The sequence below is a fragment of the Candidatus Aquicultor sp. genome, from assembly GCA_036504445.1.
GTDB lineage: Bacteria > Actinomycetota > Aquicultoria > Aquicultorales > Aquicultoraceae > DASXVE01.
The window spans coordinates 1-12690 of the sequence record DASXVE010000020.1; the positions used below are offsets into that span (position 1 = coordinate 1).

Here is a 12690-nt window from a genome sequence, read left to right on the forward strand (position 1 = left end):
GCCATCATTGCCACGGCAAAAAAGCTGCTTGGTATTATCTACCAGACCCTGAAGAACAAGTGGGTCTTTGAGGATTTCAGCAACTTTGTGCTGAGATCGACATAAAAATGTAAGTTGGAGTAGATTTCTTTCATAGGAGGATACATGAGTATTATCGAGAGGATTATTGGGCGGGAAATTCTGGATTCGCGAGGCAATCCAACGGTTGAAGTAGAGGTCGTCCTTGATAGCGGAATTGTGGGAAGCGCGGCTGTGCCATCCGGTGCGTCCACGGGCGTATACGAAGCACTCGAGCTGCGTGACGGTGACCCGGGTCGCTACCTCGGCAAAGGGGTACAAAAAGCGGTTAGTAATATCAATGATATTATCGCCCCCGCGTTAGCCGATCTTGACGTGCTCAACCAGCGGTTTATTGATATGACGATGCTTGAGCTCGATGGTACCGAGAACAAAAGCCGCCTAGGCGCAAATGCGATTCTCGGTGTATCCTTAGCCGTTGCAAAAGCAGCAGCAAATTACCTTGAGCTGCCGCTATTCCGCTACGTCGGCGGAGCAAACGCGCATGCGCTGCCCGTGCCGATGATGAACATCCTTAATGGCGGCGTTCACGCGGATAACAATGTTGACCTGCAAGAGTTCATGATTATGCCGGTAGGCGCCCCTTCATTTAAAGAAGCACTTCGTATGAGCGCAGAGGTCTACCATAACTTAAAGAAAGTGCTCAAAGCCAAAAAGCTCAATACCGCGGTCGGCGACGAGGGCGGCTTTGCCCCTGACCTTGCCTCGAACGAAGAGGCAATTAAGGTTATTATGTCGGCGATTGAAGAATCGGGATATATACCGGGCCAGGATATCTATATCGCGCTCGACCCGGCTTCAAGCGAGTTTTATAAAGACGGCATGTACGTGCTCGAAGGTGAAGGACGCTCGCTCACATCGACCCAAATGGTTGATTATTATGAAACGCTGTGCGATAAGTATCCGATCATCTCAATCGAGGACGGCATGAGCCAAGACGATTGGGACGGCTGGAAAGAGCTTACCGATCGAATCGGCAATCGCGTCCAAATCGTCGGTGACGACCTGTTTGTCACCAATGTTAAGCGCTTGGCAATCGGCATTGAAACAGGCACCGCAAACTCGATCCTTATCAAGCTCAACCAAATCGGTAGCTTGACCGAGACGCTTGATGCTATAGAAATGGCGCAAAAGGCAAATTATACCGCGGTAATATCGCATCGCTCCGGCGAGACGTGCGACTCGACTATTGCGGACCTTGCCGTAGCGCTCAACGCCGGCCAGATCAAGACCGGCGCGCCCGCACGAAGCGATCGCGTAGCCAAGTACAACCGGCTTCTTCAGATAGAGGAAGGCCTGGGGGTCACATCAGCATACCCCGGCTTGCCGGCGTTCTATAATATCAAGCGTTAATAGTAGCGGTCGATAAGTATTACGACAGAGTGAACCAGTAACACGGAGGATATATAGTGAGGCATGCGAAAATTGTATGTACGGTCGGTCCGGCTAGCCGCAACATCGAGACGATGAGAAAACTTCTTGATGCCGGCATGGATGTGGTACGCGTCAATATGGCGCATGGCAGTTACGATGATCATGCCGCCACGATTGCCAGCGTGCGCCAACTTGAGGAAGAGACCGGTCGGCCGCTGGCGATTCTCATGGATCTCTCCGGCCCGAAACTTCGTATCGGTGACATTGAAGGCGGCCCAACGGTTCTCAACGAGGGCGATACCTTTACGGTCACCACCCGACGGGTTGCCGGCAACGACCAAATCGTCTCGATCAATTATCCTGAGCTGCCGCGCGAAGTTAAACCGGGCAATACCATTTTAATCGATGAAGGCCTCATCATACTTGAGGTGACCGATATTGAGGGCGAAGACGTGCACACCAAGATAATCGAAGGCGGGCCGCTCAACGCTCGCCGGGGCGTGCACCTTCCTGGCGTCAACGTGAGCCTCTCTCCGCTCTCCGAAAAGGATCGAGCCGATCTGACGTTTGGCCTTGATCAGGGTGTTGATTGGGTAGGTCTTTCATTCGTGCGCTCCGCCGATGACGTTAAAATGCTTAAGAACTTAATAGATTGGGCGGGCAGCAAGGCGAAAGTAATCGCCAAGATCGAGAAACAAGAAGCGGTAAACGACATTGACGAGATCATCGCCGTAACCGATGGAATCATGATCGCCCGCGGCGACCTTGGCATTGAGATGCCGACCGAACGCGTACCGTTCGCCCAAAAGACGATTATCAATAAATGTCTCGTGGTCGGCAAACCGGTAATCACTGCTACACAGATGCTCGACTCGATGATACGCAATCCGCGCCCCACACGGGCCGAGGTAAGTGACGTCGCTAACGCGGTCCTGGATGGCACGGACGCCCTTATGCTCTCCGGAGAGACGGCTATGGGGCGCTTCCCCGTTGAGAGCGTGCTTATGATGGCACGGACGATTCTGGCAGCCGAACACATGCAGAAATACTGTATCGATCGCACCAACGGTATCCGCCAACCGCATCTGAGCACGACCGAGGCGATCAGCAGCGCTACGTGCGAAATCGCGACCGCGCTTGAGGCGACCGCAATCATCACGTCGACGCAATCCGGTGAGACGGCGCGTCAGGTGGCCAAGCATCACCCGTCACAGCCGATCATCGCGATCTGCCCGAGGAATGAAGTTATCAGGCAGTTGCAGCTGACCTGGGGCGTGATACCGCTTAAAGCAGGTCCGAGCACTAATCTGGACAATATGTTCGATATTGCGGTCGATACGTCGCTTCACGCCAACCTTATCGCTAAAGGCGATCGGGTGGTCATCACTGCAGGTGTTTTGGTCAATCAACCGGGAACGACAAATCTTATCAAAGTGCAGAGAGTGTAGTTTGTGCGAAATAGCTGATTCCGCTCTTTCTTATGGCGTCCGGTTGTACTATCATATACGTTGAGAAGTGGTCGCACTGCAACCCCAATCATGGCAACAGATGCACTAAGATATATACTACAACACAGCAAAAGAGACAGTATTGGATGCACGACAAGGCCACAAGAAGGGCCACAGTACAAAGCACAGAAGCAATCATCCCGGCCAGCGACCGGTGTGGGCGACCACGCCACAGTCTGGCACGAAGCATCCTGCCCAAACTCGCACGGGTACAAAACGTCTTACCCAGGCACCATCACCACGCCGTACCGGCAACAGTAATGTCCGGGAACTTCGTCCGAAAGCCAAGAAAAAGATCAGGTTTAACTACGGACGTATCGCCATGCTTGCTGTCTTTGTTTACTTCGTTATCTGGACGATTTATCCATTATCTCATCGGATCGAACAAGGTAGAGAACTCCAGAAGCTGCAGAAGCAGCTCAATACCATTCAAAGTGAAAACACCCAGCTTTCTCAGCAGGTCAAATATTTGCGCTCAGATGAGTTTGTGGAGCAAAAGGCGCGCGATTTGGGGCTCTCGAAACCCGATGAGGAAGTTGTTGTGGTAGTCCCAGAGGATTTAAAAGCAACGCAGAAGGGAAACAATCAGAGTAGCCAAAAGAGTGGTGCTATAGCTCAGCCTTCGTTGTGGCAGAGACTAACCGGATTCTTTTCAAATGTATTATAACGAGGACCCTATCAATTCTTGACATGTACCCTCGTAAAATGGGAAAATCGCATCATGAATATGAAGGGAGTTTCTGAAACAAACGTATGTCTGTGGAAATTGGAAGTATTGTCGAAGGTAAGGTAGTCAAAACTACAAACTTCGGCGCATTTGTCGAGCTTGCCGGAGGTCTCATCGGGCTAATTCATATCTCCGAAATTGCGCACTCTTATGTAAAGGACGTCAAGGAGTTCTTGCACGAAAATGACGAGGTCAAAGCAAAGGTGGTTGCCATCAAGCCAGACGGCAAGATCGATCTCTCCTTGAAGCAACTTGAAGAACCTCCGAAAGAAGAGGTTAAAGTCCGCACGTTCGAAAGGCGTGAGTCGGGCGAATCGTTTGAGCGCATGATGAAAAATTTCCTTCGCTCGAGCGAGGAGAGACTAGGGGATATTAAGAGAAACATAGAAGGCAAACGCGGTTAGAAGCGCAAACACATTCGACGGTGGTTAAACACGCGATAATCATAATAGATGACCAAGTTTGAAAAAGTATCTCGAGGGATAACAGAGAGGTGCTTTTTTCTTCTTTTCCCATGATATTAATGATACACATATGACTATGAAGTAATGGTGGTGGGTATGACGACAACGCTTGCGCAAGGCGACGTTGAAACAATAGAGAAGCAGCTGAAACGGCACGCACGCGGCATCCGGCGTGTGGCATCACGCTGTGTGCTTGGTTGCCCCGAGGTGCTGGAGTCCGATGTATTTGTCGATGCCGGCACCCCGTTTCCTACGCTCTTCTGGCTTTCGTGCCCGCTCAAGGTAAAAGAGGTATCGAAGCTGGAGGATGCGGGCTGGTCCGAGCGCTTGCAGCGCGAGATTACGCAAGATGGGCGGCTCTGCGAGGAAATACTTACTGCGCATATCGACTACATGGCGCGCCGCCGCAAGGCAGCAACAGGAGTCGACCATCCGGTGCTGACAACGGGCGTCGGTGGTGTCCACGATCTTCGCGGTGTAAAGTGCCTGCACGCCCACTACGCTCATTACTTAGCGACCGGCAAAAACCCGATCGGCCGCATGGTAGATGAGCAACTCGGCTCAATTTCATGCCAAAGGCGGTGTGATACCAGATGATTTTCGGGGCGATCGATATCGGTACAAATACAGTGCGCCTACTCATTAAGCGCCGTGATGATGAAGGGTGGCACGATCTTGTTCGCGAGATGGAAATCACCCGTCTCGGTGAAGGTGTCGACAGGGAACACATCATTAAACCTGAAGCGATGGAGCGAACGCTCAGCGCGTTTGCACGGTATAAAGAACTCATGGATGAGCATGGCGTAGAGCGCTCGCGCGCCATTGCGACCAGCGCCATGCGCGATGCCGGCAACGCCGATGATTTTATCAGGCTCGTTCAGGAACGCCTTGAAATCACCATCGAGGTCATAACGGGCGAAGAGGAAGGCAGGCTTACCTTTGCGGGGGCTACCGGTGAAGACACGCCGGCGCCGGATGATCTATTGGCGCTAGTTGTTGATGTGGGAGGCGGTAGCACCGAGTACATCTACGGTGCCGAAGGCATCGTTTTCGGTGCAAAAAGCCTTGATATCGGCTCAGTACGCTTATCGGAGATGTTCATGCAACACGATCCGCCCACACCGGGCGAGCTCGCCAATGTTCATGAAGCCGTGCATGATCTAACGGAGACCGTTTTTGCGGTAATCGCTGCGGCAAAACCGGCGATATTGATCGCCGTGGCCGGTACGGCAACGCAGGCCTCGGCGCTGGTGCATAAGATTGCACCGTACGACCCGGCAAAAATTCACGGCTCGCGCATTACGCTTACCGATCTCGTCGAATTAATCAAACAGCTGGCATCCGTTCCGCTGGAAGAGCGCAAGCGCATCGTGGGAATGCATCCGAAACGGGCGGACGTTATCATTGCCGGGGCTATTATCCTTGAAGAAACGCTCAGGGGTTTACGCTTTTCGGAAATGGTCGTAAGCGAACGCGATATTTTAGACGGGATAATTTACTCAATGGGTATATAGGGTGGGCAGAAAAGCTACCTTGACTTTAGCTAAAGTAATCGCTACATTAAATTAGGAATTCATGTGTTTAGCACGTGATATACATGCCCGAGTGGTGGAATAGGTAGACGCAGCGGACTTAAAATCCGCCGCCCTTGCGGGTGTGCCGGTTCGAGTCCGGCCTCGGGCACCAGTGCAGAAAGGCATCGATTCGATCGATGCCTTTCTGCTATTATTTTGGCCGATATTACATGCGTAATTACCTAATTGGGTGCTTTACATAGGGCGTGATTTGGAGCAAGATGTGGGTAGAGGCACTCGTTCAGGGTGATTCCGGCAATACTACCGCATTGCAATGATGATAAATTTTACTTCCAGGGATGGATTATATGCTTAACGTTGAAATAGCTCGCAAAACTGGTATCCATGTTATGGTGCTTGCCGGTGAATTCGATCTCACCGAGAAAGATCGGGTTAGCGATTATTTTCAGACCGTGCTCGCAGAAGCACCAAAGGGACTAATCGTTGATCTTTCAAACGTATCCCTTATCGATAGCTCCGGCATCGGGCTGTTGATCTCAAACAAAGCGAGGCTTAATGATATTGGAGCTCGCTACGCACTTGTTCTTGGGAACAACGGCCATCTTATAAAAAAGTTCAGTAACCTCGGCCTGTTTGACGCATCGGGTATTGAGCGATTTGCCTGCAAAGACGACGCATGCCAGGCTATCGGACAGCAGCCGTAATTCTCATTTTCCCGTAATTCTTAGCATGCTTTACTAAACTACGTACCGCTTGCGTGTCGGTTGTTATCCGGTGCATCCGGTGCATCCGATGAACCTGGCTCGCTGGAGCGCGATTGCTCGTTTTGCTGCCGTCGGGGAGGCAGCCGGCGTGATAGTCGCGGCCTTTGTGTGCTGCGCGGACCGGGACGTTCGAACAGCGCATCAACGGCATCCCTGGCCAGGCGAACAAGAAGAATAACCGCCGCGATTCCCATAATACCGGTGGATGCCGCCACTAGAACGGATGAATAACGGGCGAGAATATTAACTCCGGTCATAAGCATCCCGGTTCCAAACACAAACACGGCGACGGATGCTATTGCGATGTCTATATAACGGTTACGGTTTAAATAGGCATAAAGGGCGACCGCTCCGGTCAGGTATGAAGCGAGCGCTATGCCGATATGATTGATGTCCATGGTGCCCCCCTAGGTCTCTTTCAAATCTACCCACCTTGGTGTCGCAAGAATCAGCAAAAGCACACCGATTGGTTCACAATAGCGGCAATTTGCATACAAAACCCTATTGTGGAATAAACATGCAAGGGCATCGCCATCGCGCATGGTTGCGCCTCTGGATGCTACATAACCGGCAAATGGTGGATATTGCCTGTTCACGAAGTTTGCACTACAGTATGAGTATCCTTTTATGATGCGTCGGCATTAAAAAATCTGAGAAGAGGTATGAATATGAGTGACGCTGCCATCAGGCGGGTCCTTGAAGAGCTAAAGAGCGGCAGTATAAATATCGATGCGGCATACGAGCGGCTGCATCACCTGCCCTTTACCGATCTTGAATTTGCCAAGGTCGATAACCACCGCGCACTCCGCCAGGGGTTTCCCGAGGTCATCTTCTGCCAGGGGAAAACACCCGAACAGGTCCAAAGCATCGCGCAAACGCTTTTAAAGAACAGCGATACGCTTCTTGCAACACGAGCGGATGAAGCGGCTTTTGAGGTGGTGCGGGCGCTAGAGGCGACCGCACAGTATCACGCGCAAGCGCGCGTGATCACGGTGGATAAGCGACCGCAGCACGATGGCGTCGGCAGTATCGCAATCGTGAGCGCCGGTACGGCCGATGTGCCGGTTGCCGAAGAAGCAGCGGTTACCGCGCAGATGCTAGGCGCTAATGTCGAGCGTATTTACGATGTCGGCGTCGCCGGGCTACACCGTCTCTTGGCGTTTTACGAGCGCCTGGCCGACGCCAAGGTTATCGTTGTTGCGGCCGGCATGGACGGTGTGCTTCCCAGCGTTGTCGGTGGGTTGGTGTCCTGCCCGGTCGTTGCGGTGCCGACCAGCATAGGCTACGGTGCGCACTTTGGCGGTCTTGCACCGCTTCTTACTATGCTTAATTCATGTGCGAGCGGTGTTGCCGTGGTCAATATTGATAACGGCTTCGGGGCCGGGTATTTGGCGGCTATGATTAACCGCATCGGCGAGCCCGACAACCTCTCCGGTTGTTTGGATGAGCAATCAACCGGTCGCAGTAAGGACGGCGAACATGCAAAGAGCAGCTGAAAAACTAACCGGTCTTGAGGCCGTTCTTTCCGGTATGAAGAGCGTCGTTATCGGGTTTTCGGGTGGTGTTGACAGCACTTTTTTACTCAAAGTAGCCCTTGATGTGCTCGGGCCGAAGAACGTGCTCGCGGTTACGGCGTACTCAGCGACACTCGCTCTAAACGAGCTTGAGGCGACAGAAGCGCTCGCCCACCAGCTCAGCGCCGAGCATATGGTCATCAATGCCGATGAGCTCGCGCACCCTCAGTTTATTACAAACCCGCCGGAGCGCTGCTATCACTGCAAGAGACTGCGTTTTTCCATGATTGATAAGATTCGCCGCCAGCGTACTTTCGCTGTTGCGCTCGACGGAACAAACGCCGATGACGAGGATGATTGGCGCCCCGGCATCAAAGCTGCCGAGGAGCTAGGCGTTCGCAGCCCGCTTAAAGAGGTTGGGATGACCAAAGACGATATCCGCGAGCTATCCAACGCTTGCGGTCTTCCTACCTGGGATAAGCCATGCACGCCGTGTCTTGCGTCGCGTGTGCCGTATGGTGAAGTTATCACCGAGGAAAAACTCAAACAAATCGCCGAGGCCGAAAGCTATCTACGTGAGCTTGGCCTTACCGAGCTGCGGGTGCGGCACCACGGCGACATCGCACGAATCGAAGTACCGAGCAAGGACCTTATCAAGGTGGCTGCGCAAGCCGGCACTATCGCCGCGCGTATAAAAGCCCTGGGATTTCACTTCATCGCGCTTGATCTTGCGGGCTTCAAAAGCGGCAGTTTGAACGTCGGCATCGGCAAGTAATATCGCCCACCGCGCTAGAAATATTTGACACCTACCTGTTACGATGCTACGTTCTTATAAACACACAAAATCGCACTAATTGTATCGGAATTATGGTATTAGCTATATTGCCAGGTGTAAGGAAGTGTTATGAGGTATTCAGCTAAGAGTGAGTACGCGCTCAGGGCGTTAATCGATATGGCAAGCAATGACGGACATAAGCCGGTCGGAGTCCGTGAAATTGCCATGCGGCAAGGTATCCCGGAGCGTTTCTTAGAGCAACAAATCCCGAGGCTCAAGAAAGCGGGTCTGGTCAACAGCCAGCGCGGGTCACAAGGCGGCGTAACATTGGCGAGAGCACCGCAGGATATAACGGTTTACGACGTTATCCAGGCGCTTGACGGTCCCGTGGCGGCGGTTTCTTGTGCCGGCAACGGCGCATCGGAATGCGCTCGCAAAACACAATGCGCACTGCAGGATTTATGGTATCAGGTCGATACTGCTGTTGAGGGCATTCTTAAAGATACGACGCTCGATCAGCTTACCATGAACCAGGTACGGTACGATCAAGCAATGCAGCCGATGTATTATATCTAGTAACGGGAGGATGCAATGGGACAGATTTATAACAACATCACCGAGACTATTGGTCGCACGCCGCTTGTTCGACTAAACAGGATCACCGATGGCGCTGCGGGTACAGTAATCGCCAAGGTGGAATCATTCAATCCTGCAGGAAGCATCAAAGACAGGATCGGCGTCAACATGATCGACTGGGCCGAGAGCCAGGGCTTGCTCAAACCCGGCCAGACCATCGTAACACCGGCCGGCAAAGCTTCGGGGGCGACCATTATCGAACCGACCAGCGGAAATACCGGTGTTGCGCTGGCATTTGTTGCCGCGGCACGCGGCTACAAGGTAATCCTTACTATGCCGGATACTATGTCGATTGAGCGCCGGTCTCTGCTAAAGGCTTACGGTGCCGAGCTCATCCTAACTCCCGGATCAGAAGGTATGCAGGGGGCAGTCGACAAGGCTGCAGAAATTAAAAACGAAAATCCCGATTATTATCTGCCGCACCAATTTGAGAACCCCGCCAACCCGGATATGCATCGCAGGACGACCGCCAACGAGATTTGGCATGATACCGACGGTGCCGTTGATATACTGGTGGCCGGTGTCGGCACGGGTGGCACGATAACGGGAGTTTCCGAAGCGCTCAAGCAGCGTAAACCGGAATTTAGAGCGGTGGCGGTTGAGCCCGCAGATTCACCGGTTCTTTCGGGCGGGCAGGCAGGCCCCCACAAGATACAAGGCATCGGCGCCGGCTTTGTTCCGAAAGTATTAAATATTGATATAATTGATGAGATCATACAGGTCACGAATGAAGAGGCTATACAGTTCACGCGGCGGCTCGCTCGCGAAGAGGGGATACTGGCCGGTATCTCAAGCGGCGCAGCCACCTATGCTGCGGTCCAGGTTGCTAGGCGGCCTGAAAGCGCCGGAAAACTCATCGTCGTGATATTGCCCGACACGGGCGAGCGATACTTGAGTAATCCGGTATTCGCGGACCTAGATTAAACGGCCAAAAGAAATAATAAGAAAGGCTTACGGTTATAAGGTTAATGTTTCGAACTCTAAAAGAAGAGGTCAAAACAATATTTGATAAAGATCCGGCGGCGAAAAGCATCGTCGAAGTGGTTTTGTGCTACCCTGGTTTTCACGCGATTCTTATGCATCGCACAGCGCATTACCTGTATAAGCGGCGCGTGCCGCTTATCCCGCGATTTATTTCGCAAGTGAGCCGTTTCATGACGGGCATCGAGATCCATCCCGGCGCCAAGATTGGGCGCAGATTTTTTATCGATCACGGTATGGGTGTTGTTATCGGCGAGACCACCGAGATCGGCGATGACGTGCTTGTGTACCAAAACGCCACACTTGGCGGTACAGGGAAGGAAAAGGGCAAACGTCACCCCACACTTGGCAACCACGTCGTTGTCGGTGCGGGCGCGAAAGTGCTCGGCGCGATCATGGTCGGCGCGAACGTTAAGATCGGCGCCGGTTCGGTCGTTATTCGAAACGTTCCGGCAAACACCACGGTAGTCGGTGTACCCGGGCACGTTATCTTCTCGAGTGTGAAAGGGCGCACCGCCGAAGAAGAACTCGAGCACGGTCACTTGCCCGATCCGGAGGCACAGGCTATAAAGTGTTTGGGCGATCGCATCAGAGAGCTTGAACAAAAAATGGATGAGATGAACAAACGCCAGCAAAAGCAAGCCGCGTCGGCGCTGCGTCTGGTAAAAGACGAAACCGCTGTATGTGAGCTTGACGGCGCCGGTGTTGACGATACATATACATCAGGCGATGGCATCTAGGGGAGGCGACAATTTGGAGAAGTTCATCTATATGGATTATGCGGCAACGACACCGGCACGGCGTGAGGTCGTCGAAGCGATGATGCCATATTTCACGCAGGAATTCGGGAACCCTTCTTCGCTGTATACATTGGGGCGTAGTGCGCGCGGCGTCATCGAGGATGCTCGCGACCGGGTCGCCGCGTTTATCGGCGCCGATCCGCGTGAGATTGTCTTTACGGGCGGCGGTACCGAGGCCGATAACTTTGCGATTAAAGGTATTGCATACGGCAATGAGAAAAAGGGCAATCATATTATAACGACGACGGTCGAGCATCACGCATTGCTCGAACCCTGTCATTTCCTTGAGAAACGCGGGTTTGAGGTAACATACGTGCCGGTTGATGAGCACGGTATGGTCGATCCGGCGGATATCGCAAAAGCGATGAAAGACACAACGGTATTGGTTTCGGTCATGCACGCAAACAACGAGGTCGGGACGATCGAGCCGCTCGCCGAAATCGGCAAGATTGCCAGAGAACGCGGTATTCAGCTTCACACCGACGCGGTGCAAAGCGTGGGTCATATTCCGGTTGACGTCAACGAGCTCAACGTCGATTTGCTCTCGATGTCGGCGCATAAGCTCTACGGCCCGAAAGGCGTCGGTGCGCTATACGTGCGGCGCGGCACACGTATGGTGCCGTTTATGCATGGCGGCAGTCAGGAGCATAACCGCAGGGCCGGCACACACAATGTGCCGGGCATTGTCGGGTTCGCAAAGGCAATCGAACTTGCGGAAAAAGAAATGGCGGCTGAAACGGTGCGTTTAACTGAGCTTCGCGATTACCTTATCCGCGGCATGCTCGGGCAGGTAAGCTATGCGCGCCTGAACGGTCATCCGACAAAGCGGCTTCCCAGCAACGCGAGCTTTTGCCTGGTCGGTGCCGAAGGCGAAGCAATCCTATTAAGCCTCGACATGGAGGGAATTAGCTGCTCAAGCGGTTCGGCATGTACATCGGGTACGCTCGACCCGTCGCACGTACTGATCGCGATGGGGGTTCCGGCTGAGATCGCACACAGCAGCCTGCGGCTCTCCCTCGGTCGCGAGACAACCAAAGAGGATATCGATTACGTTCTCGAAGTTCTGCCACCGATTATCGAGCGCTTACGAGCAATGTCGCCTCTTGATGCGAGCTGGGGAAAAACCTGTTAAGGAGATAGATAGCATGTACAGCGAAAAGGTAATGGAGCACTTCCGTAATCCGCGAAATGTCGGTGAAGTCGAGCAGCCGGACGGCATTGGCGAGGTCGGCAACCCGACGTGCGGCGATATGATGCGCATTACGATTAAGGTTAAAGATAATAAGATCGACGATGTAAAATTTAAAACGCTCGGCTGTGGCGCGGCAATTGCCACAAGCAGTATGGTTACCGAGATGGCATTGGGCAAGAGCCTTGAGGAAGCCGAGAAGCTTACCAGGCAGGACATTGCCGATGCGCTCGATGGGCTGCCGCCGCAGAAGATGCATTGCTCGGTGCTGGCCGTTGACGGCCTGCAGAAGGCAATAGAAGATTACCGCACGAAAAATGGGGGAGCACCTGATAACGGGTAATA

14 protein-coding genes, 1 tRNA gene and 1 pseudogene are annotated in these 12690 nt (G+C 53.0%); 15 read left to right on the forward strand and 1 reads right to left on the reverse strand.

Annotated features, from left to right (window positions below; genetic code table 11):
- Positions 1-144: 144 nt before the first annotated feature.
- From eno to VGK02_05225, 8 genes are all read left to right on the forward strand, one after another.
- A complete protein-coding gene (gene eno / locus VGK02_05190) occupies positions 145-1431 on the forward strand; it encodes a phosphopyruvate hydratase (protein HEY3374442.1) in 1287 nt (428 codons plus the stop codon).
- A 56-nt stretch (positions 1432-1487) separates the two neighbouring features.
- Complete coding sequence (gene pyk / locus VGK02_05195) at positions 1488-2900, forward strand: pyruvate kinase (protein ID HEY3374443.1); 1413 nt, start codon at positions 1488-1490, stop codon at positions 2898-2900.
- A gap of 142 nt (positions 2901-3042) precedes the next feature.
- Positions 3043-3627, forward strand: coding sequence for a septum formation initiator family protein (locus VGK02_05200; protein HEY3374444.1), 585 nt, complete (start codon positions 3043-3045; stop codon positions 3625-3627).
- 86 nt (positions 3628-3713) lie between these two features.
- The gene (locus VGK02_05205; GenBank protein HEY3374445.1) at positions 3714-4091 is read left to right on the forward strand and encodes a S1 RNA-binding domain-containing protein; all 378 of its coding nucleotides are present in this window, start codon (positions 3714-3716) and stop codon (positions 4089-4091) included.
- Positions 4092-4247: 156 nt separating this feature from the next.
- On the forward strand, positions 4248-4748 hold the full coding sequence (locus VGK02_05210) for a DUF501 domain-containing protein (GenBank protein ID HEY3374446.1): 501 nt from the start codon (positions 4248-4250) through the stop codon (positions 4746-4748).
- A complete protein-coding gene (locus tag VGK02_05215) occupies positions 4745-5665 on the forward strand; it encodes a Ppx/GppA phosphatase family protein (protein HEY3374447.1) in 921 nt (306 codons plus the stop codon). The genes VGK02_05210 and VGK02_05215 overlap by 4 nt, the downstream gene beginning before the upstream one ends.
- Before the next feature lie 85 nt (positions 5666-5750).
- Positions 5751-5837 (forward strand) — tRNA-Leu (locus tag VGK02_05220).
- Positions 5838-6033: 196 nt separating this feature from the next.
- Complete coding sequence (locus VGK02_05225) at positions 6034-6390, forward strand: STAS domain-containing protein (GenBank protein ID HEY3374448.1); 357 nt, start codon at positions 6034-6036, stop codon at positions 6388-6390.
- A 38-nt stretch (positions 6391-6428) separates the two neighbouring features.
- On the opposite strand, the gene VGK02_05230 is transcribed toward VGK02_05225, so the two are convergent.
- Positions 6429-6848, reverse strand: coding sequence for a hypothetical protein (locus VGK02_05230; protein ID HEY3374449.1), 420 nt, complete (start codon positions 6846-6848; stop codon positions 6429-6431).
- A gap of 270 nt (positions 6849-7118) precedes the next feature.
- Here VGK02_05230 and larB point away from each other — a divergent pair, with 270 nt between their 5' ends.
- The 7 genes and pseudogenes from larB (at position 7119) to nifU (ending at position 12688) form a co-directional block, all read left to right on the forward strand.
- The gene (gene larB, locus VGK02_05235) at positions 7119-7946 is read left to right on the forward strand and encodes a nickel pincer cofactor biosynthesis protein LarB (protein HEY3374450.1); all 828 of its coding nucleotides are present in this window, start codon (positions 7119-7121) and stop codon (positions 7944-7946) included.
- Positions 7894-8739, forward strand: a complete 846-nt coding sequence (larE, locus tag VGK02_05240) for an ATP-dependent sacrificial sulfur transferase LarE (GenBank protein ID HEY3374451.1) — start codon at positions 7894-7896, stop codon at positions 8737-8739. The genes larB and larE overlap by 53 nt, the downstream gene beginning before the upstream one ends.
- A gap of 129 nt (positions 8740-8868) precedes the next feature.
- A complete protein-coding gene (locus VGK02_05245; GenBank protein HEY3374452.1) occupies positions 8869-9315 on the forward strand; it encodes an Rrf2 family transcriptional regulator in 447 nt (148 codons plus the stop codon).
- 15 nt (positions 9316-9330) lie between these two features.
- Complete coding sequence (gene cysK / locus VGK02_05250) at positions 9331-10299, forward strand: cysteine synthase A (GenBank protein HEY3374453.1); 969 nt, start codon at positions 9331-9333, stop codon at positions 10297-10299.
- 44 nt (positions 10300-10343) lie between these two features.
- Positions 10344-10973 (forward strand): annotated as a pseudogene (gene cysE / locus VGK02_05255) (serine O-acetyltransferase).
- A 136-nt stretch (positions 10974-11109) separates the two neighbouring features.
- A complete protein-coding gene (nifS, locus tag VGK02_05260) occupies positions 11110-12288 on the forward strand; it encodes a cysteine desulfurase NifS (GenBank protein ID HEY3374454.1) in 1179 nt (392 codons plus the stop codon).
- A gap of 13 nt (positions 12289-12301) precedes the next feature.
- The gene (gene nifU, locus VGK02_05265; protein HEY3374455.1) at positions 12302-12688 is read left to right on the forward strand and encodes a Fe-S cluster assembly scaffold protein NifU; all 387 of its coding nucleotides are present in this window, start codon (positions 12302-12304) and stop codon (positions 12686-12688) included.
- Positions 12689-12690 lie beyond the last annotated feature (2 nt).

Excerpts from the sequence above, each read along its gene's own strand:
- eno (HEY3374442.1), top strand. The coding sequence starts at position 145 with ATGAGTATTATCGAGAGGATTATTGGGCGGGAAATTCTGGATTCGCGA.
- VGK02_05205 (HEY3374445.1), top strand. The coding sequence starts at position 3,714 with ATGTCTGTGGAAATTGGAAGTATTGTCGAAGGTAAGGTAGTCAAAACT.
- VGK02_05210 (HEY3374446.1), top strand. The coding sequence starts at position 4,248 with ATGACGACAACGCTTGCGCAAGGCGACGTTGAAACAATAGAGAAGCAG.
- VGK02_05215 (HEY3374447.1), top strand. The coding sequence starts at position 4,745 with ATGATTTTCGGGGCGATCGATATCGGTACAAATACAGTGCGCCTACTC.
- VGK02_05225 (HEY3374448.1), top strand. The coding sequence starts at position 6,034 with ATGCTTAACGTTGAAATAGCTCGCAAAACTGGTATCCATGTTATGGTG.
- VGK02_05230 (HEY3374449.1), bottom strand. The coding sequence starts at position 6,848 with ATGGACATCAATCATATCGGCATAGCGCTCGCTTCATACCTGACCGGA.
- larB (HEY3374450.1), top strand. The coding sequence starts at position 7,119 with ATGAGTGACGCTGCCATCAGGCGGGTCCTTGAAGAGCTAAAGAGCGGC.
- larE (HEY3374451.1), top strand. The coding sequence starts at position 7,894 with ATGAGCAATCAACCGGTCGCAGTAAGGACGGCGAACATGCAAAGAGCA.
- VGK02_05245 (HEY3374452.1), top strand. The coding sequence starts at position 8,869 with ATGAGGTATTCAGCTAAGAGTGAGTACGCGCTCAGGGCGTTAATCGAT.
- cysK (HEY3374453.1), top strand. The coding sequence starts at position 9,331 with ATGGGACAGATTTATAACAACATCACCGAGACTATTGGTCGCACGCCG.
- nifU (HEY3374455.1), top strand. The coding sequence starts at position 12,302 with ATGTACAGCGAAAAGGTAATGGAGCACTTCCGTAATCCGCGAAATGTC.